Source organism: Mobilicoccus pelagius NBRC 104925 (assembly GCF_000247995.1).
In the GTDB taxonomy this organism is placed as follows: domain Bacteria; phylum Actinomycetota; class Actinomycetes; order Actinomycetales; family Dermatophilaceae; genus Mobilicoccus; species Mobilicoccus pelagius.
Window position 1 is genome coordinate 1 of record NZ_BAFE01000022.1, and the last position, 22,966, is coordinate 22,966.

The 22,966-nt window shown below is 70.4% G+C and carries 21 protein-coding genes and 3 tRNA genes; 16 read left to right on the plus strand and 8 right to left on the minus strand.

What is annotated here, in order from left to right:
- From fliP to MOPEL_RS03945, 6 genes are all read left to right on the plus strand, one after another.
- On the plus strand, positions 1–811 hold an 811-nt coding region (fliP, locus tag MOPEL_RS03920), incomplete at its 5' end, for a flagellar type III secretion system pore protein FliP (RefSeq protein ID WP_009481559.1).
- Between the two features lie 49 nt (positions 812–860).
- Positions 861–1,139: a flagellar biosynthetic protein FliQ gene (locus MOPEL_RS03925; protein ID WP_009481560.1), complete on the plus strand. Its 279-nt coding sequence runs from the start codon at positions 861–863 to the stop codon at positions 1,137–1,139.
- Positions 1,140–1,144: 5 nt separating this feature from the next.
- Positions 1,145–1,915 (plus strand): flagellar biosynthetic protein FliR, encoded by a 771-nt coding sequence (locus MOPEL_RS03930; protein ID WP_040632827.1) that lies wholly within the window; start codon positions 1,145–1,147, stop codon positions 1,913–1,915.
- 4 nt (positions 1,916–1,919) lie between these two features.
- Complete coding sequence (locus MOPEL_RS03935; RefSeq protein WP_009481562.1) at positions 1,920–3,083, plus strand: EscU/YscU/HrcU family type III secretion system export apparatus switch protein; 1,164 nt, start codon at positions 1,920–1,922, stop codon at positions 3,081–3,083.
- Positions 3,084–3,223: 140 nt separating this feature from the next.
- Positions 3,224–5,275: a flagellar biosynthesis protein FlhA gene (gene flhA / locus MOPEL_RS03940; RefSeq protein WP_009481563.1), complete on the plus strand. Its 2,052-nt coding sequence runs from the start codon at positions 3,224–3,226 to the stop codon at positions 5,273–5,275.
- Complete coding sequence (locus MOPEL_RS03945; RefSeq protein ID WP_009481564.1) at positions 5,250–5,639, plus strand: hypothetical protein; 390 nt, start codon at positions 5,250–5,252, stop codon at positions 5,637–5,639. The genes flhA and MOPEL_RS03945 overlap by 26 nt, the downstream gene beginning before the upstream one ends.
- A gap of 379 nt (positions 5,640–6,018) precedes the next feature.
- Here the strand turns inward: MOPEL_RS03945 and MOPEL_RS03950 are convergent, their stop codons facing one another.
- The 5 genes from MOPEL_RS03950 to MOPEL_RS03970 form a co-directional block, all read right to left on the minus strand.
- On the minus strand, positions 6,019–6,657 hold the full coding sequence (locus MOPEL_RS03950; RefSeq protein WP_009481565.1) for a GntR family transcriptional regulator: 639 nt from the start codon (positions 6,655–6,657) through the stop codon (positions 6,019–6,021).
- 484 nt (positions 6,658–7,141) lie between these two features.
- Positions 7,142–7,218, minus strand: a tRNA-Phe gene (locus MOPEL_RS03955).
- Positions 7,219–7,229: 11 nt separating this feature from the next.
- Positions 7,230–7,303: transfer RNA gene (locus MOPEL_RS03960), tRNA-Asp, on the minus strand.
- A gap of 36 nt (positions 7,304–7,339) precedes the next feature.
- Positions 7,340–7,412 (minus strand) — tRNA-Glu (locus tag MOPEL_RS03965).
- Between the two features lie 278 nt (positions 7,413–7,690).
- Complete coding sequence (locus tag MOPEL_RS03970) at positions 7,691–8,737, minus strand: PHP domain-containing protein (RefSeq protein WP_009481566.1); 1,047 nt, start codon at positions 8,735–8,737, stop codon at positions 7,691–7,693.
- 56 nt (positions 8,738–8,793) lie between these two features.
- On the opposite strand from MOPEL_RS03970, the gene glyA reads away from it, so the two are divergent.
- The 10 genes from glyA to MOPEL_RS04020 all read left to right on the plus strand — a co-directional run bounded on the left by glyA (position 8,794) and on the right by MOPEL_RS04020 (position 20,149).
- The gene (gene glyA, locus MOPEL_RS03975; RefSeq protein ID WP_009481567.1) at positions 8,794–10,065 is read left to right on the plus strand and encodes a serine hydroxymethyltransferase; all 1,272 of its coding nucleotides are present in this window, start codon (positions 8,794–8,796) and stop codon (positions 10,063–10,065) included.
- A gap of 165 nt (positions 10,066–10,230) precedes the next feature.
- Positions 10,231–11,610 (plus strand): L-serine ammonia-lyase, encoded by a 1,380-nt coding sequence (locus tag MOPEL_RS03980; RefSeq protein ID WP_009481568.1) that lies wholly within the window; start codon positions 10,231–10,233, stop codon positions 11,608–11,610.
- Positions 11,611–11,650: 40 nt separating this feature from the next.
- Positions 11,651–12,994: a TrkH family potassium uptake protein gene (locus MOPEL_RS03985; RefSeq protein WP_009481569.1), complete on the plus strand. Its 1,344-nt coding sequence runs from the start codon at positions 11,651–11,653 to the stop codon at positions 12,992–12,994.
- Positions 12,995–13,006: 12 nt separating this feature from the next.
- On the plus strand, positions 13,007–14,350 hold the full coding sequence (locus tag MOPEL_RS03990; protein WP_040632831.1) for a TrkH family potassium uptake protein: 1,344 nt from the start codon (positions 13,007–13,009) through the stop codon (positions 14,348–14,350).
- Positions 14,343–15,026, plus strand: a complete 684-nt coding sequence (locus MOPEL_RS03995) for a potassium channel family protein (RefSeq protein ID WP_245544711.1) — start codon at positions 14,343–14,345, stop codon at positions 15,024–15,026. The genes MOPEL_RS03990 and MOPEL_RS03995 overlap by 8 nt, the downstream gene beginning before the upstream one ends.
- A 190-nt stretch (positions 15,027–15,216) precedes the next feature.
- Complete coding sequence (locus tag MOPEL_RS04000) at positions 15,217–15,891, plus strand: histidine phosphatase family protein (protein WP_009481572.1); 675 nt, start codon at positions 15,217–15,219, stop codon at positions 15,889–15,891.
- A 169-nt stretch (positions 15,892–16,060) separates the two neighbouring features.
- Complete coding sequence (locus tag MOPEL_RS04005) at positions 16,061–16,885, plus strand: TetR/AcrR family transcriptional regulator (protein ID WP_009481573.1); 825 nt, start codon at positions 16,061–16,063, stop codon at positions 16,883–16,885.
- A 250-nt stretch (positions 16,886–17,135) separates the two neighbouring features.
- A complete protein-coding gene (locus MOPEL_RS04010) occupies positions 17,136–18,371 on the plus strand; it encodes an acyl-CoA dehydrogenase family protein (RefSeq protein ID WP_009481574.1) in 1,236 nt (411 codons plus the stop codon).
- Complete coding sequence (locus MOPEL_RS04015; protein ID WP_009481575.1) at positions 18,368–19,423, plus strand: phosphotransferase family protein; 1,056 nt, start codon at positions 18,368–18,370, stop codon at positions 19,421–19,423. Before MOPEL_RS04010 ends, MOPEL_RS04015 begins: the two co-directional genes overlap by 4 nt.
- Positions 19,424–19,831: 408 nt before the next feature.
- A complete protein-coding gene (locus MOPEL_RS04020; RefSeq protein ID WP_009481576.1) occupies positions 19,832–20,149 on the plus strand; it encodes a hypothetical protein in 318 nt (105 codons plus the stop codon).
- Positions 20,150–20,315: 166 nt separating this feature from the next.
- Here the strand turns inward: MOPEL_RS04020 and MOPEL_RS18320 are convergent, their stop codons facing one another.
- The 3 genes from MOPEL_RS18320 to MOPEL_RS04030 are packed head-to-tail and all read right to left on the minus strand — an operon-like array spanning position 20,316 to position 22,915.
- On the minus strand, positions 20,316–20,738 hold the full coding sequence (locus MOPEL_RS18320; RefSeq protein ID WP_306305760.1) for an MMPL family transporter: 423 nt from the start codon (positions 20,736–20,738) through the stop codon (positions 20,316–20,318).
- The gene (locus MOPEL_RS18325) at positions 20,707–21,183 is read right to left on the minus strand and encodes an MMPL family transporter (RefSeq protein WP_009481577.1); all 477 of its coding nucleotides are present in this window, start codon (positions 21,181–21,183) and stop codon (positions 20,707–20,709) included. The genes MOPEL_RS18320 and MOPEL_RS18325 overlap by 32 nt, the downstream gene beginning before the upstream one ends.
- Before the next feature lies 1 nt (position 21,184).
- A complete protein-coding gene (locus MOPEL_RS04030) occupies positions 21,185–22,915 on the minus strand; it encodes a cation:proton antiporter (RefSeq protein WP_009481578.1) in 1,731 nt (576 codons plus the stop codon).
- Between the last annotated feature and the right edge of the window lie 51 nt (positions 22,916–22,966).

The window sequence follows — 22,966 nt, forward strand, 5'->3', positions numbered from 1 at the left end:
CCCCGCCGCCCCCGTCGTGCCTGCCGCAGGCGCGCCCGCCGCCCCCGTCGTCCCCGCAGCCCAGGGCGCTGCCCCCGCGATCCGTCCCGCCGCGCCGACCCCCACCCCGCCCCGCCCCCCGGCCTCACCCGGCGCGCCCCGCGGCGGCGTCTCCGTCAACGTCGACGGCGGTCAGGCCGGCCGCGGCCAGATCGTCCAGATCATCGTTCTCATGACGGTGCTCTCCATCGCGCCGTCCCTGCTGCTGCTCATGACGTCGTTCACGAAGATCGTCATCGTGCTCGGCCTCACCCGCCAGGCGATGGGAACGCCGACGATCCCGCCCAACCAGGTCCTCGCCGGCATCGCCCTCTTCCTCAGCCTCTTCGTCATGGGACCCGTCGTCTCCCAGGTCAACGAGCAGGCCGTCAAGCCCTACACCGCCGGCAGGATCGACATGCCCGAGGCGCTCGAACGCGGCGAGGCCCCCCTGCGCACGTTCATGCTCAAGCAGACCGGCAAACAGGAACTCCAGACGATGGTCTCCGTCAGCGGTCAGAAGCAGCCCGCCGACCCCGAGGACGTCGAGTTCACCACCCTCGTCCCCGCCTTCGTCCTCTCCGAACTCAAGACGGCGTTCATCATCGGCTTCGTCATCTTCGTGCCGTTCCTCGTCATCGACCTCGTCGTCGCGTCGGTCCTCATGGCGATGGGAATGATGATGCTGCCGCCCGTGATGATCTCCATGCCGTTCAAGATCCTGCTCTTCATCATGGTCGACGGATGGAGCCTCATCACCACGGCCCTCGTCTCCGGATACCTCAAGACGTGACGACCCCACACCCCGACGTCACGACCAGCGAGAGAGGAGGACCCGACCGATGAGCGACAACGACGTGATGCACCTCGCCGTCCAGGCCATGGTGCTCGGCGCGAAACTCGCCGGGCCCATCCTGCTCGTCACCCTCGTCATCGGCTTCATCATCTCGCTGCTCCAGGCCGTCACCCAGGTGCAGGAGGCGACCCTCACCTTCGTCCCGAAGGTCCTCGTCGTCGCCCTCATCCTCCTCTTCATGGGCAACTGGATGATGCACGAGACCGTCGTCTTCACCCAGAACCTCCTCCACGACATCCCCCGCATGATCCAGAACGGGAGGTGAGCAAAGTGGAGGTGTCGTTCGCCCTCGACGGCCTCCTCGCGCTGCTGTTCGTCCACCTGCGCGTCGTCGCGTTCCTCCTCGTCGCGCCCCCGTTCAACAGCTCCTCGATCCCCATGCGGATCCGCAGCATGATCGCGTTCGCCGTCGCCCTCCCCGTCTTCCCCCGCTACATCGGCCAGGCCCAGGTCGCGAACTCCGCCGACCTCGTCTCCGCCGTCACCTGGCAGATCTTCGCCGGCCTCGCCCTCGGCTTCGTCGTCCACATCCTCTTCGCCGCCGTCCAGGCCGCCGGCAACCTCGTCGACATGTTCAGCATGTTCGCGATGGCGAGCATGCTCGACCCCATGTCGAACACGCAGTCCGCCGTGTTCGGGCGCATCTACTCCCTCATCGCGACGACCCTCATGTTCGCGTCCGGCGGTCACCTCCTCCTCATGCGCGGACTCCTCCAGACCTTCGACGTCGTCCCCGCCGGCCCCAACGACCTCGGCGCCCTCGCCAATGTCCTCAGCCGCGACCTCGACATCCTCGTCATGTCGGCCCTCCAGATCGGCGGCCCCATCCTCGCCGTCCTCTTCCTCACCGACCTCGCCCTCGGCCTCGTCAGCCGCGCCGTCCCCAGCCTCAACATCTTCCAGCTCGCCTTCCCCGTGAAGACGATCCTCGTCGTCTCACTCGCCGCCCTCGCCGTCGCGATGATGCCCGGCTCCCTCGAGGTCGTCACCGAGACGATCGTGCGCCAGTTCTCCGAACTCGCCCGAGCGATCGGGGGGTGAACCGATGGCCGACAAGTCCGACAAGACAGAGAAGGCGACACCGCAGAAGAAACGCGAGGCCAAACAGGAGGGAAACCTCCCCAAGACTCAAGACCTCTCGATGTGGCTCACCGTCCTCATGTTCGTCGTCCTCGGACCCTCCACCCTCACCAAGACCCGCGACTCCTTCAGCGAGATGATGCACGGCGTCGCCGGAATCGTCGCCGACCCCGAACTCGGCCGCGCCACCCTCCTCTTCAAGACCTCCCTCCTCGGCGTCCTCACCCTCATCGGGCCCCTCGTCCTCTCCTGCATGATCGCCGGCGTCCTCGGCCACGTCGTCCAGGGCGGCATCATGCCGAGCGGCAAACGATTCAAGCCGAAATGGAAGAAGCTCAACCCCGTCGGCGGCGTCAAGAACATGTTCGGCATGCACGGCGTATGGACCCTCGTCAAGACGCTCATCAAGTTCGTCGTCTTCGGGCTCGTCGCCTACAACGTCGTCTTCGCCGCCATCACCTCCATCGCCGGATCCGGCGCCTGGTCCGTCGGCGCCGTCCTCGACGTCGTCCTCGACTCCGCCATGAAGGTCATCCGCACCATCGCCGTCGTCGGCCTCGTCATCGCCGCCGCCGATTACGCGATGGAACGCCACCGCGTCGAGAAGTCCCTCCGCATGAGCAAGGACGAGATCAAACGCGAGTCCAAGCAGCAAGAAGGTGACCCCCACATCAAGGGGCAACGCCGCGCCCGCCAACGCGAGATGGGCCAACGCCGCATGATGTCCGCCGTCGGCGAGGCCAGCGTCGTCATGACCAACCCCAGCCACGTCGCCGTCGCCCTCAAGTACGAGACCGGCGCCGGCGCCCCCCAGGTCGTCGCCAAGGGATCCGGCCACCTCGCCCAACGCATCCGCCAGGAGGCCGAGGCCCGCGACGTCCCCGTCGTCGAGGACGTCATCGTCGCCCGCATGCTCTACAAGCTCTGCGACGTCGACGAGTACATCCCCTTCGAGCTCTACGACGCCATCGCCCAGGTCCTCGCCTTCGTCATGCACCTCTCCGAACGCGGCACCGCCGCCGGCGTCCACGAGACCCCTCTCCACCACCCCGGCTTCGACGGCACCCTCCCCGACGACCTCACCGACGCCGCCCTCGGCATCCGCACCCCGGCACCCGCCACCGGCTGACCCCCCTTGCGGCCCGCTCAGATCGGGCCCTTCAGGGCCGATGGGAGGGAGTCGGATGCGGTGCCGCCATGCGCGCCGCTGGCGGGCGTCACGAGCCTCGCCCGGCCGCCCCTGCCCACGACAGCATCGAAGAGGTGACCGTGAAACCGAGCAAGATCGGGCTCATCGGCATCCCCGCCGCCATCATCGGCATCATCGTGATGATGGTCGTGCCCATGCCGCCGTTCCTGCTCGACCTGCTCCTCGCGTTCAACCTGCTGCTCTCGGTCCTCATCATGCTCGTCGCCCTCCGCGTGACGAGGCCTCTCGACTTCTCGATCTTCCCGGCGCTGCTCCTCATCGCCACCCTCTTCCGGCTGTCGCTCAACATCAGCTCCACCCGTCTCGTCCTCAGCCAGGGCTACGCCGGAAAGGTCATCGAGGCGTTCGGCGACTTCGTCATCGGCGGTTCGCTCGTCGTCGGCCTCGTCATCTTCATCATCCTCATGGTCATCCAGTTCGTCGTCATCACGAACGGAGCCGGCCGCGTCGCCGAGGTCGCCGCCCGATTCACCCTCGACGCCCTCCCCGGCAAGCAGATGGCCGTCGACGCCGACCTCAACTCCGGGCTCATCGACGAGGCCGAGGCTCGGCAGCGCCGCAAGGAGGTCTCCTCCGAGGCCGACTTCTACGGCGCCATGGACGGTGCCTCAAAGTTCGTCAAGGGCGACGCCATCGCCTCCGTCGTCATCACCATCGTCAACCTCGTCGGCGGCTTCGCCATCGGCATGCTCCAGCAGGGTCTCTCCGCCGGCGAGGCCATGAAGCGGTACAGCCAGATGTCCGTCGGTGACGGCCTCGTCTCCCAGATCGCCGCCCTGCTCCTCTCCGTCGCGACCGGCCTCGTCGTCACGCGCGCCACCACCGAGCAGGACATGGGCTCGGAGATGATGACGCAGTTCGGCAAGCAGAAGCAGGCCATGCAGATCGCCGGCGGCGCCATCCTCACCCTCGGCCTCATCCCCGGCCTCCCCAAGCTGCCCTTCATCCTCCTCGGCGTCGGCGCCCTCTTCGTCGCCACCCGCATGACCGAGGGCGGCCCCGTCGAGACCCCCGTCGAACCCGACCTCGACGCCCTCCCCGCCACCCCCCAGAAGGACTCACCCCTCGCCATCGCACAGGACATGCGCGTCGAACCCCTCGAGCTCGAACTCGCCTACGACCTCATCGATCTCGTCGACGCGGCCTCCGGCGGCGACCTCCTCGACCGCGTCCGCGCCCTCCGCCGCAAGCTCGCCCAGGAGATCGGCATCGTCGTCCCCCTCGTCCGCACCCGCGACAACCTCGACCTCCCACCCCGGCACTACGCCATCCGCGTCCACGGCGTCGAGGTCGCCCGCGGCCAGGCCCCCGCCGGTATGGTCCTCGCCATCGGCGACGACCTCGACGCCCTCCCCGGCACCCCCACCCAGGAACCCGTCTTCGGTCTCGACGCCAAGTGGGTCCCCGCCGAACTCCGCGAACACGTCGCCCTCGCCAACTCCACCGTCGTCGACCGCTCCTCCGTCGTCACGACCCACATGGCCGAGGTCGTCCGCGTTCACGCCGCCGACCTCCTCGGCCGCGAGGACGTCAAGATGCTCGTGGACATGGTCAAGCAGTCCAACCCCGTCGTCATCGAGGAACTCACCCCGCAACCCCTCTCCCTCGGTGAGGTGCAGCGCACCCTCCAGTCGCTCCTCGCCGAACGCGTCTGCATCCGCGACCTCGTCCGCATCTTCGAGGCCATGTCGATGCGCGCCAAGGTGAGCCCCGACCCCGAAGGCCTCGTCGAGGCCGCCCGCACCGCCCTCGGCCCCGCCATCGCCGCGAGCCACGCCGTCGACGGCCGACTCTCCGTCATGACCTTCGACCCCCTCCTCGAACAGCGCATGCTCGAGACCCTCCGCCAGGGCGAATCCGGGTCGTTCCTCGTCCTCGACCCCATGCTCGCCGAACGCATCGCCATCGAGACCGGCCGCGTCGCACAGGCTGCCGAGGCCGCAGGCGACCCGCCCGTCCTCGTCTGCGCGGGGCCCCTCCGCCTCGCCGTGCGCCGCCTCCTCGAGACGTCCGCACCCCGCACCCCCGTCCTCTCCTACTCGGAGCTCGGCGGCCAACTCACCCTCGTCACCTCCGGAGTCGTGAATGTCGCGGAAGTCACGGCAGCCTGACGCCGGCGGCCAGGGCCGCAAGAAGAAGGGGAAGAAGGGCACCCCCACCGAAGGCACATACACGGAGGTCGTCGTCGAGGAAAGCGGCGTGCCCTTCGGCCTCGTCGTCCTCATCGCGCTCGTCCTCTCCCTGCCCGCCCTCGTCGGGTTCATGGACGGCACCGTCGAGTTCCGCCCCGCCGTCGTACGGCTCCTCGGCTCGCTCCTCGTCTCCTGGCTCATGTGCCAGCTCGTCTACTCCGTCGTCGCCTCGTTCGGCCACAAGGAGGAGGAGACGACGATCATCGACACCCGCGCCGACCCCACCGCACCTCCACCCGGATTCGGCCACGACCCTTACGGCCAGGACCGCGCCGCGTCCTGACCCCACCCGCTCGTCGCCGGGGCCGACCTCGGTGACGCTCGTGCTCGCCGGTGTCTCTCCTCGTGCGACGGGTCTGCTCGCGGACGTTCGGCGTCCGGCGCTCGGGGCTCGGTGCTCGTCGCCCTCCGTGACGGGGCGTGGGCCGCCCCCCTGCCGCTGCGCGACGCCGGTCACCGTCTCGGACGACGACCACGACTCCACGCGTCGGGACGGCGCAGGTGGGAGGGACCTGGCCGTGAGGCGTGGGGGAGCTCTGGTCGTCGTCAGAGGTGGTCGTGGCGCGGTGCGGGCACGGGAAGGGCCACGAGGGCGGGGACGCAGAAGCGGCGGGCACGCCTGGGCGTGCCCGCCGTTGCGGGAGGTGTGCGACGCGTCGGCGTCAGTGCTGCAGGAGGGCCTGACGGGCCTTGCGCAGGTGCGAACGGAACGCGGCGAGGGAATCGTCGAGGTCGCCCCCGGCGATCGTCTCGACGAGCGCGACGTGTTCGCGATAGGCGACCTCCATGCGTTCGTGCGTCGCCGACCGCGGCACCCGGGAGGAGAGACGCCGCTGACGGTCCCGCAGACTGCGGAGGAGATCGGCGAGGAACGCGTTCTGGCACGCCTCGACCATGATGAGGTGGAACTGCGTGTCCGCCTCGTGGAAGCCCGTGATCGAGCCCGCGTGGAGGTGACGCTGCTGCTCACCGACGAGCTCCCACATGCGCTCGACGAGCTCACGCGGCGGCTCGGCGAACTCGGTCAGGACCTTCGTCGCCGCGAACGTCTCGATGAGTTCCCGCGCCTCCATGACGGAGGCGACCTCCTCGTCGGAGAGCGGCACGACGACGGCGCCCCGCTTGGGGTACAGCTCGAGGAGCCCCTCGGACTGCAGGCGCAGGAACGCCTCGCGTACCGGGGTGCGGCTGATCCCGAGAGCGGCAGAGACCTGCCCCTCGGTGATGACCTCACCGCCTGCATGAAGGCCGTCGAGAATCTTTTCTCTCGTGTCGGTATAGGCCCGCTCTGTGGCCGACATCGCCCTGTTCATTCCTCTGTCCCTCCCAGTCAGTCCGGACTGCTCGCACACGTCAGATACAGCCGTGCGCTGCGGTCCCCCCGAGACTGACGCCATCAATGACGGTAGGTCATGAAAAGCCCCCTGGCAACTGCATCGTCGCAGGTGAGAAGGGGTTTCGGGCGGACGAGCGTCCGACTTGGACGGGCTTCCGAGGCGTTTTCCGACGCCTTTCCCACGGCCGTTCCATGCATCCGGAGGAGTCCCGGCAAGGTGGCGGAAGGAGGTCTGCAGGTGGGATCGGGGGGTGTGTGGACGGGGTGTCGCGTGCCTCGCGAAAGGTGGCCGAGAGACGCGCCGTCCGGGGGGATGTCGCGACAGGAGCGGCCGGGGCGTGCGAACGAGTGGGTGGGCCCGGGAACGGGATGCCGGATACCCGTACCGGTCGGTGCCGGGCAGGACACGCAAGAAGCCGCAGACCAGAGGATCTGATCTGCGGCTTCGATGGTGGCCAGGGGCGGGGTCGAACCGCCGACCTTCCGATTTTCAGTCGGACGCTCGTACCAACTGAGCTACCTGGCCCTGAGAAAGAGCGACCCCGACCGGGCTCGAACCGGCGACCTCCGCCGTGACAGGGCGGCGCGCTAACCAACTGCGCTACGGGGCCTCGTGAAGAGGGTCTTACTGTACTGCCTGTACTGCGTATCCCCAACGGGATTCGAACCCGTGCTACCGCCGTGAAAGGGCGGGGTCCTAGGCCGCTAGACGATGGGGACCTGGTTGTCACTCCAGATCCTCGCCGCCGCTGACTAGGGCTCACGAGCAGCTCAGGTCCGTCGAGGACGTGATGAAGCATAGGGGACGAATGCCCGGAGTTCCAAAACGAGCCCCCCTCCGGTGGGTACCGCCCGCGGCTACAGGGGCATCGGTGCAGGTCACGGCCGTATGGGGGGTGCGCAAGGCCGGGCCCGCTCGACACCCCCGCCCTCCGCCGGGCGGCCCCTACCCGGGTGAGGAGGGGCGCGCGAGGGGTCCTCGCCGTCCTGCCGAGGATTCAGCGGCGGCGTAAGGTCCAGGCGCGGAGCTCGTCGAGAGGCCAGGTCGTGACGATCCTCTCGGCGGGGACACCGAGTTCGGCGGCGCGGGCGGCACCGTAGGCGAGGAAGTCGAGCTGGCCGGGGGCGTGGGCGTCGGTGTCGATGGCGAAGAGGCAGCCCGCGTCGAGCGCGAGCCGGACGAGGTCGTCCGGCGGGTCCTGCCGCTCGGGGCGGGAATTGATCTCGACGGCGACCTGGTGCTTCGCGCACGCCTCGAAGACGGCCTCGGCGTCGAACTCGCTCTGGGGGCGGGTACCGCGCCCGCCCGTGACGAGGCGGCCGGTGCAGTGACCGAGGACGTCGGTGTGGGGGTTCTCCACGGCGCCGAGCATCCGGCGGGTCATCGGGCCCTTCGCCATCCGCAGCTTGGAGTGGACGGAGGCGACGACGACGTCGAGCCGGTCGAGCATTTCGTCGGTCTGGTCGAGCGATCCGTCGTCGAGGATGTCGACCTCGATGCCCGAGAGGAGCGTGAATTCGCCGCCGAGGTGGGCGTTGATCCCCTCGACGATCGTGAGCTGGGTGGCGAGGCGCTCGGCGGTGAGGCCGTTCGCGACGGTGAGGCGGGGGGAGTGGTCGGTGAGCGCCTGGTACTCGCGTCCGAGTTCGAGACACGTGGCGACCATCTCCTCGATGGGCGAACCGCCGTCCGACCAGTCCGAGTGCGAGTGGAGGTCGCCGCGGAGCGCCTCGCGCATCGCGACCGTCTCCGGCGTCTGCGGCACGAGCGGGCCGTCGTCCAGCTTGGCGAGGTAGTCGGGCACCTGCCCGGCGAGCGTCTGCGTGACGACCTTGGCGGTGCTCGCCCCGATCCCGGGCAGCTCCGTGAGCGTGCCGGCCTCCGCGCGGGCACGGATCTCGTCCTCGCCCGTCGTGAGGACGACGCCCGCGGCCTTGCGGAACGCCTCGACCTTGCGGGTCTCCCCACGGCTGCGTTCGAGGAGGAACGCGATGCGGCGGAGGGCGTCGATGGGCTCGAGGGTGGGGGTGTCGTCGAAGGCCATGGGGTGATTCTCGACGAGCGACCTCGAATCGGCTCCTTCTCTGCGAGACTGCGCGCATGAACCTGCTGAACCAGCCGCTGAAGGATGTCGACCCGGACGTCGCCAAGGCCCTCGACGACGAGCGCCTGCGTCAGGAGCACACGCTCGAGATGATCGCCTCGGAGAACTTCGCGCCGGTCGCCGTCATGGAGGCGCAGGGCTCGGTGGCGACGAACAAGTATGCCGAGGGCTACCCCGGCCGTCGCTACTACGGCGGGTGCGAGCACGTCGACGTCGTCGAGGACCTCGCCCGTGAGCGTCTCAAGGCCCTCTACGGCGCCAGGTACGTCAACGTCCAGCCCCACTCGGGTGCGCAGGCCAACACGGCGGTGTTCTTCGCACTGCTTCAGCCGGGCGACACGATCCTCGGCCTCGACCTGGCCCACGGCGGCCACCTCACGCACGGCATGCGCATCAACTACAGCGGCAAGATGTTCCAGGTCGTGCCCTACCACGTGAACGACGAGGGTCTCGTCGACATGGACGAGGTCGCCCGCCTCGCCCGCGAGCACAAGCCCAAGATGATCATCGCCGGATGGTCGGCCTACCCACGTCACCTCGACTTCGCGCGGTTCCGCGAGATCGCCGACGAGGTCGGCGCCTACCTCATGGTCGACATGGCGCACTTCGCCGGTCTCGTCGCCGCCGGGCTGCACCCCAACCCGGTGCCGCACGCCCATGTGACGACGTCGACGACGCACAAGACCCTCCGCGGCCCCCGCGGCGGTGTCATCCTCACGAACGACCCCGAGCTGTCGAAGAAGGTCAACTCGGCCGTGTTCCCCGGCATGCAGGGCGGGCCGCTCGAGCACGTCATCGCCGCGAAGGCCGTCGCGTTCAAGCTCGCCGGTGAGCCCGAGTTCGCCGAGCAGCAGAAGCGCACCCTCGAGGGCGCCCACATCCTCGCCGAGCGGCTCACCCGTCCCGGCATGGCCGAGCTCGGCGTCCATGTCCTCTCCGGCGGCACGGACGTCCACCTCGTCCTCGTCGACCTGCGCGACTCCGCGCTCGACGGACGCCAGGCGGAGGACCTCCTCCACCGCATCGGCATCACCGTCAACCGCAATGCCGTCCCCAACGACCCGCGTCCCCCGATGGTGACCTCCGGTCTGCGCATCGGCACCCCGGCGCTCGCGACCCGCGGCTTCGGCGCGGAGGAGTTCACCGAGGTCGCCGACATCATCGGCGAAGCCCTCGACCCCGCCCTGGACGAGGCGGGCATCGAACGGCTCTCGGCCCGGGTCAAGGCCCTCACCGAGAAGTTCCCGCTGTACCCGGCTCTCGCCTGAGCCGTCCGCGCGCCACACCTCGCCCCGCCCCACCCGTCACCGGGAGGGGCGGGGCGACGCGCGTCGAGAACACCCCCACCGAGTGAGCCGTCGTGGACGGACCCGCCCGGCGGGTACCCTGAAGCGCTCGCGTCCGCGACCGATCCCGTGCCCTACGGAGGAGACATGGCCCTCAGCGTTTTCGACCTCTTCACGGTCGGGATCGGCCCCTCCAGCTCCCATACGGTCGGCCCGATGCGTGCGGCGGTCATGTTCGTCGACGCCCTCCATGACGCCGACCTCCTCACCCGCACCGAACGGGTCCGGGCCGAACTCTTCGGGTCCCTTGGCGCCACCGGCCACGGCCACGGCAGCACGACGGCGGTCGTCCTCGGTCTCGCCGGCGAACGGCCCGAACTCGTCGACCCGCGTGCCGTCGCCGACGACGTCGCCACCGTCCGCGAGACCGAGCTGCTCACCCTCCGTGGCGAGCACGAGATCCGGTTCGTCGAAGAGCACGACCTCGTCCTGCATCGGACGAAGAGCCTGCCGCTGCACCCCAACGGCATGACGTTCACCGCCTACGGGGCGGACGGCACCCCGATCCTCGAGCGGTCGTACTACTCCATCGGCGGCGGTTTCGTCGTCGGTGAGGACGCCGACGACGAGAGCGGTGTCGTCTCCGACGACACCCCGGTCCGCTACCCCTTCCGCACCGGTGACGAGCTCCTCGCCGTGTGCGCCCGCACCGGGCTGTCCATCGCCGAGGTGATGATGGCGAACGAGCTCTCGTGGCGCTCCGAGGAGGAGGTGCGGCGCGGTCTCCTCGACATCTGGGCCGTGATGAGCGAGTGCATCGACGCCGGGATGAGCAGCGAGGGAACCCTCCCCGGCGGGCTGCGCGTGCCGCGCCGTGCCGCCGCGTTGCGGCGCAAGCTCGACGCCGACGCCGCCGCCCAGGCCGACGACCCGCTCCGCGGCATGGACTGGCTCACCCTCTACGCGCTCGCCGTCAACGAGGAGAACGCCTCCGGCGGCCGCATCGTCACCGCCCCCACCAACGGTGCCGCCGGCATCATCCCGGCCGTACTCCGCTACCACGTCGACTTCGTGCCGGGCGCCGACGACGACGACGTCGTCACGTTCCTCCTCACCGCCGGCGCCATCGGCGTCATCTACAAGGAGAACGCCTCGATCAGCGGCGCCGAGGTCGGCTGCCAGGGCGAGGTCGGCTCCGCGTGCTCCATGGCCGCCGGGGCCATCGCCGCCGTGCGGGGAGGCACCCCGCTCCAATGCGAGAACGCCGCCGAGATCGGCATGGAGCACAACCTCGGCCTCACGTGCGACCCCGTCGGCGGTCTCGTCCAGATCCCGTGCATCGAGCGCAATGCGATCGCCGCCGTCAAGGCCGTCACCGCGGCCCGCACCGCCCTCCGCGGCGACGGCCACCACCTCGTCTCCCTCGACACGGTCGTCAAGACGATGCGCGATACGGGCCGCGACATGAAGGACAAGTACAAGGAGACCTCCCGCGGGGGCCTCGCCGTCAACGTCATCGAGTGCTGAGGGCCGGCACCACGCACACCCGAGCAGGAGGAGGGCAACGATGGCGAACGCCGTCGTGAGGCAGGTGCTGAGGCGCCCCGTACGTCTCGTGCCCCTCGCCTTCCTCACCGTCATCCTCGTCGGCACGGCCCTCCTCTGCCTGCCCGCCATGCACCACGACGGCCAGGTGAGGCCCCTCGTCGCGGCGTTCACCGCCGTGTCCGCGACGTGCATCACCGGGCTCACCGTCGTCGACACCTCGACCTACTGGACGCCCCTCGGTCAGGCCGTCATCCTCCTGCTCACGCAGATGGGTGGGTTCGGCATCATGTCGATCGCGACGCTCCTCGCGATCCTCGTCAAGGGGTACATCGAGCTCTCGGGCACGCTCGTCGTCCAGACCGAGACACAGGCGCAGGACCTCGGCCAGGCGCGCCGCATCGTCGTCCGCATCGCCGTGAGCATGCTCACCGCCGAGGCGATCTCCGCGCTCGCTCTCGTCCCCCGGTTCCACTGGGGGTACGACCTCCCCTGGCACCAGGCCCTCTGGCACGGCATCTGGTACGCGTGCATGTCGTTCACGAACGCCGGGTTCGCCCTCCACGGCGACAGCATCATGTCGTTCGTCGTCGACCCCGTCGTCGTCGTCCTCATGACACTCACGGTGTGGTCGGGCAGCCTGGGCTACCCCGTGTTCTGGGAACTGCTCAAGAAGTGGCGCCGCCCGCGGCAATGGACGGTGCACACCCGGCTCACGTTCTACGGGTTCATGGCCCTGTTCGTCGTCGCCTTCGTCGCGTTCCTCGTCTTCGAGTGGGACAATCCCGGCACCCTCGGGCCGATGTCCGTGCGGGAGAAGCTCACGGCCGCGCTCGCCGGTGGCGTGATGCCCCGCTCGTGCGGGTTCAACATCGTCGACTACGCCCACATCAAGGACGAGACGACGATCACGACGATCGTCATGATGTTCATCGGCGGTGGCAGCGCCGGCACCTCCGGCGGCATCAAGGTGTCGACGTTCTTCCTCCTCTTCTTCCTCATCCTCGCGGCCGTGCGTGGCGAGAGCGACGTCACCGTCGCCCACCGCCGCATCGGCGACGAGACCATTCGTCAGGCCGTCACCATCGCCCTCATCGCCGTCGCGTGCCTCGTCGGCGGCACGATGGTCCTCGCGCTCCTCACCGACCTGCCCCTCCCGCACGTCCTCTTCGACGTCACGTCGGCGTTCGGCACCGTGGGCCTCTCGATGGGCATCACCCCCGAACTCCCCGCCGGCGGGCAGTTCACCCTGATGACGCTCATGTTCCTCGGCCGGGTCGGCACGTTCACGGCCGCGTCCGCGTTGGCGCTGCGCACCTCCGCACGCCACTACCATCTCCCCGAGGAACGCCCGATCGTCGGGTGAGATGGGGTCACCGTGATCACTCGGACGCGTCGTCGGGCGCCCAACCCTGCACGGATCGTGCCGTCGTCGTTCCTCGCCGTCATCGTCGTCGGCACCCTGCTGCTCTCGCTGCCGATCGCCCACGCCTCCGGGCGGACGAACCATCTCGCCGCGGCCTTCACCGCCGTCTCCGCCGTCTGCGTCACCGGGCTCGTCACCGTCGACACCGCCACCTACTGGACCCCGTTCGGGCAGGCGATCATCCTCCTGCTCATCCAGGTCGGCGGTCTCGGCACGATGACGCTCGCGACCCTCCTCGTCCTCCTCATCCGTGGACGCATCACCCTCGTCGCCTCCCTCCGCGCTCAGTCCGAGACCAAGACGATGGCGCTCGGCGACGTCCGCCGCGTCCTCGTCCGCATCGTCCGCGCCACCCTCGTCGCGGAATCGTCCGTCGCCCTCTGGCTCACGATCCGGTTCCGCACCACCTACGACGACGACCTGCCGACCGCCCTCTGGCACGGCGTCTTCCATGCCGTCTCCGCGTTCAACAACGCCGGTTTCGCCCTCTACTCCGACAACCTCGTCGGGTTCGTCTCCGACGGTTGGATCATCGCGCCGATCTGCCTGTCGATCATCGCCGGCGGCTTCGGCTACCCCGCCTTCTTCGAACTCGCCCGGCACGGCCGCCAGGTGTCGCGATGGTCGATCTACCTCCGCCTCACCGTCGTCGGCTACACGGCACTGTTCGTCGTCGGGCTCGTCGTCTTCCTCCTCTCGGAATGGGACAACCCCGGCACCCTCGGACCCCTCGACATGCAGGGGAAGATCTGGGGCGGCATCGCGGGCGCCGTCTTCCCCCGCACCGCCGGGTTCAACGCCATCGACTACGGCGACATCCGGCCCGAGACCCTCGTCGTCAACCTCGTCCTCATGTTCATCGGCGGCGGCAGCGCCGGCACCGCTGGAGGCATCAAGGTGACGACGTTCTTCCTCCTCGGCTACGTCATCTGGTCCGAGACGCGCGGCTGGTCGGAGGTCCGCCTCGGCCATCGGCGCATCTCCGGCGCCACCCAACGGCAGGCCCTCACCGTCGCCCTCCTCGGCGTCGGCCTCGTCACCTCCGCCGTCATCGCACTCGTCGTCCTCACCGACCATCCCCTCGACAGGGTCGTCTTCGAGGTCGTGTCCGCGTTCGGCACCGTCGGACTCTCGATGAACCTCACGCCGCAGCTGCCGCCCTCGGCGCAGCTCGTCATCATGGGGGTCATGTTCTGCGGCCGCGTCGGCACCGTCACCGTCGCCTCCGCCCTCGCTCTCAGCCGCGCCCGCACGTTCCACTACCACCTGCCCGAGGAGCACACCATTGTTGGATAGGAAGCGAAACCGCGGAGTCGCCGAGTCCGTCCTCGTCGTGGGCCTCGGCAGGTTCGGTTCGTCGGTGGCGATGTCCCTGGTCCAGATGGACAAGGAGGTCCTCGCCATCGACACCGACCCCGTCCTCGTGCAGCGGTGGGCGAACGACCTCACCCACGTCGTCCAGGCCGACACCACCGACGAGGAGGCGCTCCGCCAGCTCGGCGTCGCCTCCTTCGACCGGGCCGTCGTCGCCATCGGCAGCGACATCGAGGCGAGCGTCCTCACCGTCCTCGCACTCTCCGAGGCGGGCGTCGAGGAGATCTGGGCCAAGGCCATCACCGGCAAGCACGGCAAGATCCTCGAACGCGTCGGCGCCCATCACGTCGTCTATCCCGAGCGGGCGATGGGTCTGCGCGTCGCGCACCAGATCGTCGGCACCATGGAGGACTTCATGGAGCTCGAGGGTGGGTACGGGCTCGCCCGCATCCTCGCCCCCGCCGTCACGTGGGGCATCCCGCTCGGCAAGTCCGATCTGCGTTCGCGGCACCGCATCACGGTCGTCGGCATCAAGAAGCCCGGCTCGGGGTTCTCCTACGCCGACAGCCAGACCGTGCCCCGCCAGGGTGACGAGATCCTCATCTCCGGCTCCGTCCGCGCCCTCGAGAAGTTCAGTTCCCTCCCGCACGAGGACTGAGCGGCACCGGTGGCACGGTGTCGACGCACCGTCACGTCCGGGGGCGGGGCCCGCTCGAGCGGTGCACGAGGGCGGCGTCGCGGCGCTCGTCGACCCTGCCCCGGAGTCCCGCGGGCGCGCCGTGCGGCCACGCCCGCCGTCGATCCGCAGGGTGGGCGGGAGGGGGGCCGGAGTGCGGGATGATGGCGGCATGCGACTGCTTCTCGTGCGCCACGGCCAGACGACCTCCAACGTCGGCCACCACCTCGACACCGCGGTGCCCGGAGCCGACCTCACCGACCTCGGTCGCCGTCAGGCCGCGGCGATCCCGGCGGCCCTCGCCGGTGAATCGGTCGGCCTCGTCGTCGTCTCCGACCTCGTCCGCACCCAGCAGACCGCCGTGCCCCTCGTCGAGGCACTCGGGACGACGCCGTGGATCCGCCCCGGCATCCGCGAGATCTCCGCGGGCGTCTACGAGATGCGCAACGACGACGAGGCCGTCGAGGCCTACGTCGAGGGCGTCTTCGGGTGGGCGGAGGACCTCGACATGCGCCTCGCCGGCGGAGAGACCGGCCGTGAGGTCGCCGCACGGTTCGACGCGGTCGTCGACGAGGTGGCCGCCCACGTCGGCGACGAAGGCACGGCCGTTCTCGTCTCGCACGGCGCGATCATCCGCGTGTGGGCCGGGCTCCGCACCCACGAGATCGACCTGCCCTACGCCGCGACCCACTGGGTGCCCAACACGGCGATGCTCACCGTCACGGGCCGCCCCGGCGACTGGCACCTCGAGTCCTGGCTCGAACACCCGCTCGGCGGACCCGAACTCGGCGACCGCGCCCACACCGGCCCCGGTGGCGAGACCGAGGCGGCCGCCGAGTCCCACTGACAGGCCGGCCCCTCGCACCGACCGTTCGCGCTCGGTGGAGTTTCGTCGCCCGGGTCGCCCGCCGCGTCGGCGGTCGGCCGAACCGGCCGGTGGTGAACCAGGCCCCGGCCTGGTGCGCACGGCTGCGGCGGCCGGTCGTCGTCAGCGTCGACGCGGGTAGCCTCGGAGGATGGACGAGACCGTGACGCGCCCGCAGGCGCCGGAGGGCGGCGGACGGGCACCCGCGCCTGCCGCTGCGTCCGGGGTGGCGCCCGCTGCCATCTCCGCGGGCGCGCCCGCCGTCGCGTCCGAGGTGTCCGACGTCCCTGCGCCCGATCTCGTCGATCCCGCGATGGCCGGTACGGTCCCGCAGACCGACAGGGGGCGCCGCACCCGCGCCGCGATCATCGCCGCCGCCCGCCGCGTCTTCGAACGCGACGGCTACCTCGACTCCCGCCTCGTCGACATCGCTTCCGAGGCCTCCTGCTCCGTCGGCACTCTCTACACGTGGTTCGAGGGCAAGGACGAGGTCCTCGCCGCCGTGCTCCTCGAGGCCCAGCACGAGATGCTCCACCCCGGCACGACCCGGTTCGCCTCCTCCGACGACCCCGTCGCGATCGTCCGGGCCGCCAATCGGGCCTACTTCGAGGCCTACGCCCGCAACGCCGCCCTCAACCGCCTCCTCGACCAGGTCGCCGTCGTCGACGACCGGTTCCACAGGATGCGGATGGCCCGCGCCGACGCGTTCGTCACCCGCAACGCCCGCGCGATCCACGACCTGCAGGAGCGTGGCCTCGCCGACCGCGGCGTCGACGCGCAGATCGCGTCGCTCGCCCTCTCCGGCATGGTGAGCCGCCTCGCCCAGTCGATCTACGTCCACGGTCTCGACGCCCCCGTCGACGAGGTCGTCGAGGTCGCGACCCGACTGTGGACCAATGCGCTCGGGCTCACGGCGCCCGGCCTCGGCGCCGGGGTGTCCTCGGCCCCGCCGGCCCCGCCGGCCCCGCCGCGGTAGTCCGGAGTTCCGCGCCCCCGTGCGTGTAAGGCCACCCCGTGCCGCCGACCTCATCCCCCGGAGGTGACGCCCCCGTCGACGGCGGCAACACCACCGTCGGCACCCCGACCTTCGCCGACGGCCTCGGCTCGGCGGGCGATCGAGGGCCGCCGGTCGCGTCGGTGACGGCGGGGTGTGAGCGGACTCACGCAAACCTGAATCCGGATTCGACTATGGTCGGGGAACCGAAGAATCGCAAAGGAGCGAGCCCATGTTCGAGAACACGACGCGCGGCGAGGACTACCGGACACGGTTGCTCGCCTTCATGGACGAGTTCGTCTACCCGGCCGAGTCCGTCTACGCGGAGCAGATGGCGCAGCAGAGCGCCCCGCACGCGCAGCCGCAGATCATGACCGACCTCAAGGCCGAGGCCAAGAGCCAGGGCCTGTGGAACCTCTTCCACCCCCACCCCGAGTGGGGGCCCGGGCTCACCAACGCGGAGTACGCCCCGCTCGCCGAGATCACCGGCCGCAGCCCCTACCTCGCGCCCGAGGCGATCAACTGCAACGCGCCCGACACCGGCAACATGGAGATCCTCACGCTGTTCGGCACCGACGAGCACAAGGGGCGGTGGCTGGAGCCCCTCCTCGCCGGTGAGATCGCGTCGGCGTTCGCGATGACGGAGCCCGACGTCGCGAGCTCGGACGCGACGAACATCGAGACCCGCATGGTCGCCGACGGCGACGACTACGTCATCAACGGCCGCAAGTGGTGGGCGAGCAACGCGATGCGCCCCGACTGCGAGGTCCTCATCGTCATGGGTAAGACCGACCCGGACGCCGAGACCCACCGGCAGCAGTCGATGCTCGTCGTGCCGATGGACACTCCCGGCGTCACCGTCGTGCGTAACCTGCCCGTGTTCGGGTACGTCGACCGCGAGGGCCACGCCGAGATCACGTTCGAGGACGTGCGGGTGCCGAAGACGGCGCTCCTCGCGGGGGAGGGCGACGGGTTCATGATCGCCCAGTCGCGCCTCGGGCCCGGACGCATCCACCACTGCATGCGCGCCATCGGCATGGCCGAGCGTGCCCTCGACCTCATGATCGACCGCGCCGCCACGCGCGTGGCGTTCGGCAAGCCGATCGCCGCGCACGCCAACATCCAGGACTGGATCGCCGAGTCCCGCGTCGAGATCGAGATGACGCGCCTGCTCACGCTCAAGGCCGCCCACCTCATGGACACCGTCGGCAACAAGGCCGCCCGCACCGAGATCGCCGCGATCAAGGTCGCCGCGCCGCAGGTCGCGCTCAAGGTCATCGACCGCGCCATCCAGGTGTTCGGTGGCGCCGGGGTGAGCAACGACGTCCTCCTCGCCGAGTTCTACGCGCACATGCGCACGCTGCGCATCGCCGACGGCCCCGACGAGGTGCACAAGCGCACGATCGCCCGCGGTGAGCTCAAGCGCCGCGAGAAGGAGCGTGCGGCGGGGGAGGTGACCCGCCGATGACCGGCGCCCAACCCCGCACGCCGAAGGGTCTCGAGGTCGGCCTCGAGGCCGTCGCCGGATGGATCCGCGAGGCGGGCGACGACGTCGCCGCACCGCTCGCGGCCCAGCGCATCGGCAACGGCCAGTCCAACCTCACGTACCTCCTCACCGACGTCGAGGGGCGCCGATGGGTGCTGCGTCGGCCGCCGCTCGGGCACCTGCTCCAGTCGGCGCACGACGTCGCGCGGGAGTTCCGCATCATGAGTGCACTGCAGGGCACGGGCGTCCCCGTGCCGCGGGTACTCGGGCTGTGGGAGCCCGAGGGGGTCGCGCACATGATCATGGGGTTCCTCGACGGGTATGTCGTCGACAGCGTCGAGAAGGGTGAGGCCGCCCCGCCCGAGCTGCGGGGGGCGATCGGTCCGTCGATCGCCCGCACCCTCGCGCGCATCCACGCGGTCGACCTCGAGGAGTCCGGCCTCGTCGCCCTCGCGAGTCACAAGCCTTACGCCGAACGCCAGCTCGCGCGGTGGGCGAAGCAGCTTGCCGCCAGCCGCACGACGGAGAGCGCCGATCTCGACCGCGTCACCGAGATCCTCGCGGCGTCGCTGCCTGCGCAGAGCGACCTCACCCTCGTCCACGGCGACCTCCACCTCGCCAACGCGATCTGCGACCCCGGCACGGGCGAGGTCGTCGGCGCGCTCGACTGGGAGTTGTCGACCCTCGGCGACCCGCTCGCCGACCTCGGCACGCTCCTCGCGTACTGGCCCGAGTCCGACGACGGACTCCGGCCGTGGGGCGTCTTCGGTGCCTCGTCGCTACCCGGGTTCGCGACGCGCGCGCAGATCGTCGAGGCCTACGCCGAGGCGAGCGGTCGCGACGTGAGCGACGCGGGGTTCTGGCACGTCCTCGGGGTGTGGAAGATCGTCGCGATCATCGAGGGTGTGCGTCGTCGCGTCCTCGACCTTCCCGACAACGCCTCCCTCGGTGGGGTGCCCACCGAGGAGATGGTCCACATGCTCTCGGGTCGAGCCCTCTCCCTCGCGCGGGAGTACGGCCTGCCGAAGGCCTGAGCGCGCCGTCTCGTCGATGCGCCGGGGGATGTCGTCTCCGGCGCACCGGCGTGTGCGGAGGCGTGCCGAGGAAGCGGCGCGCAGATGGCGGTCTCACATGATGGTCACTTCGGCGAGTGCCGGGTGGATCGAGACAGGGGGGATGCCGTTGAGTCCCCGGCCGCGGCGGTGGTGGGGGCCGTGCATCACTGCAGCTCAGATGCGTGGGGCGTCGGGCGGGGTGCGAGAAGGACAGATCCGGGACCTCCGTCCCTGGGCGGACACGAGCGGACACGCATGCCAGGTGGGTGACTCGTCCTCCTTCTTCGGAGACACTGGAGACGGCGTCGGATCACCGCCGCCGACGACAGAGCACCGAGTGCGCCAACGGGGTCGTCACTCACCTCACGTTGCGCGAGGAGAAACCCCATGACCGACACGATGCAGACCCGACCCGTCACGGTGGCGACCTGGAAGGACGCGACCGAGGGCCGTCGGGACACCAATCCCTTCGACTTCATCGAGACGACGCTGCGCCCGCACTGCGAGCGCGTGGGCATCTACGACGTCGTCCGCCGCTACTCCGACGAGGTCGCGGACGCCCTTCCCGAGCACATCGAGTTCGTCGACAACCGGTTCGTCACGGCCGAGCCCCGCGACGAGGCGGCCGACCGTGCGGCGATCGCCGCCGCGATCCAGGAGGCCGACGAGCGTCACCGCCGCCTGGTCGAGGAGTGGATCCGCTGATTCACCGGGTGGGCCGCTGACGCGGCCACACCAGAAACGCCGACGGGGCGTGGGAGAGAACGTCTCCCACGCCCCGTCGGCGTTTCTGCGTCGTCGATGCGTCCCCGGCCCCGGCGGCGCGGACGCAGTGATGTCGGCCGCCGCCGGGTGAGGGGTCACGCCTCTGTCACACCTCTGAGGGTGCGTCTCCCGCCGGGAGTCCCGGCCGCCACACCTTCGGGCCGACGACGGTGAAGAGCGCCGGGATGACGATGGTTCGCACGACGAACGTGTCGAGCAGGATGCCGATGCCGACGGTGACGCCGATCTGCGTGAGCGTGATGAGAGGCAGAACGCCGAGACGACGAACACGGCGTCGAGGACGACGCCGGCGCTCGTGATGACGCCGTCGGTGCGGGCGACGACGGTGGCCGGGTCGGCCTGGCCCTCCGGGTAGTGGTCGCGGAGCGTCTCGAACCCGTCGACTGACTGCGCCTCGACGCGGAACTGCTCCGTCTGTGGGAGGTCGATGCGCAGGCCGGAGAGGCCGGACGCGCACGCGGGGAGGAGGGGGATCGTCACCGCGAGCACGGCCCACGGGCGACACCACGGGCGAGGCGGTGCCAGCCGCCGATGCCCGCCCGGTCGACGTCGCCGACGTGGGGCACGAACGGCCAGAACAGGCCGCGACCGCACGCGGCGAGCGCGGCGGGCAGGACGAGCAGCGCGAAGAGGAGCGCGCAGACCGGGTCGGTCGCGGCGGCGACGCCGAGGATGCGCGTGCTCGGGATCGACGCGACGGGGAGCGTGGGCAGGGCGGGGACCACGGTGACGTTCGAGGCGGGCACCGCCGGGCCCGCGTGCCGCAGGGCGCGACGCAGCGCGAGGCGGTGGTCGGGTGTACGGCGCAGCTCCTCCCGGTACCGGGAGACGAGGAGCAGCGCGGAGTTCGTGCCCGTGCCGAAGGCCAGTCGCTCGTGATGCCATGGTCGATCCGTCGAGGGTGAGGCCGACGGCGTCCCCGACCGGGTTCGGTGCGCGCCCCCACTCGGCACGTCACTGCATGGCGTCGAACCGTTGCTCCTGCTCGTCGAGAAGTCTCTGCGCGTGGGTGAGGGCCTGCGTCGAGTACGCGCCGACGGCCTGCTCGTGCGTGAGTGCGGCACGGAGCTCGTCGAGGTAGCGGCGCTGCACCCGCATCGTCTGTTCGCGCACGCCCGGCCGGGAACGGGGGAGATCCGCCGCGTCCTCCAGCGGCTTCATCAGCGGACCGAAACGCCGCCGCACGAGTTCCGCGACCGCCGGGTCGAGGGGCTCACCGTCCAGCCGCTGTTCGGAGAGCGGGCCGAGGACGGCCGTGGCCTCTGCGCCGAGGTCGTTCATGAGGGCGAAGAGCTCGGCGCGCTGGTCGTGCGCGGAGGGCGGCTCGAACTGCAGGCGGCGGATGACCCACGGCAGCGTCCCGCCGAAGATCACGAGTGACGCCACCGCCACGAGGAACGCGACGAGGACGATCGTCGACCGGTACGGCGTCGGCGCCCCGGCCACGTGGGTGTCGATCGTCTGGGCGGCGGCGAGGGTGACGACGCCACGCATCCCCGCCCACGCGAGGACCACCCCGCCGCGGCGTGTGACCGGCTCGCGCTCGGCGAAGTCGAGGTCGGCACGTCGGACGTCGAGGTACCGGTTCCACTCGGCCACCCGGTCCTCGTCGAGGCGCTGCTGCTCCTCCAGCTCCCGCACCCGTTCGTTCGCGAGAGAGAGGCGTTCGCGCAGACGGGTCCGCCGCTCGGGGTGCAGCCGCAGCCGCTGCCACACGAGCGGCACCCCGACCCCGACCACCCGGAGCACGCCGAGGAGGACGAAGACGAGGACGCAGAGCTCGACGAGGTGGTCGAAGCCGCCGTCGGCCCGGGAGTCCTCGACGAGCCCCGCGACCGCGAGACCCATGACGAGGAACACGGCGTTCTCGAGGACGAAGTTGACGCTCGCCCACGTCGTCGCCTCCGTCGCCCGCTCGGTCGCCGACAGGCGGGTCCGGCCACGGTGGCCCGCGACGAGGCCGGCGACGACGACGGCGATGATCCCCGATGCGCCCACCTCCTCGGCGGGGAAGAACGCGATCCACGGCACCGCGAACGACACCGTCGTCGTGAGCACCGGGTCTCCGAGGCGGGAGCGCACCCCCACCGCGGCCACCCCGACGAGCAGCCCCACCGCGACGCCCACCGTGCTCGCCCACACGAACGTCCCGGCCGCCTGCCAGAACGAGAACGACGCCGCGAGCGCCGCCACCGCCGTGCGCAGCGTGACGAGCGCCGCGGCGTCGTTGAAGAGGCTCTCGCCCTCGAGGACCGTCATGAGCCGGTGCGGCAGACCGAGCCGTTTGCCGATCGCCGTTGCGGCCACCGCATCCGTCGGACTCACCACCGCGCCGAGCGCCACCGCGAGCGCGAAGGGGATCTCGGGGAACACGAGGTGGACGACCCCGCCGACGACGAGCGCGGTGACGAGGACCATGACGACGCCGAGCCACGAGATCATCCGCAGGTTGCGCCGCAGGTCGACGAGCGGCATCTGCGACGAGGAGGCGTACAGCAGCGGCGGGAGCACCCCCGCGAGGGTCACCTCCGGGGCGAGCTCGACGTTCGGCAACGCCGGGGTGACCCCTGCCGCGATGCCGAGCGCGAGGAGCAACAACGGTGCCGCGATCCCCGTCCGGCGCGAGAACATCGCGGCGAGCACGAGGACCGTGAGCCCGGCGAGGGCGACGAGGAAGATCTCCACCCCGCCAGAGTGGCAGACCCGTTCGCCCCGAGTCGACCTTCGTCTCCGCGA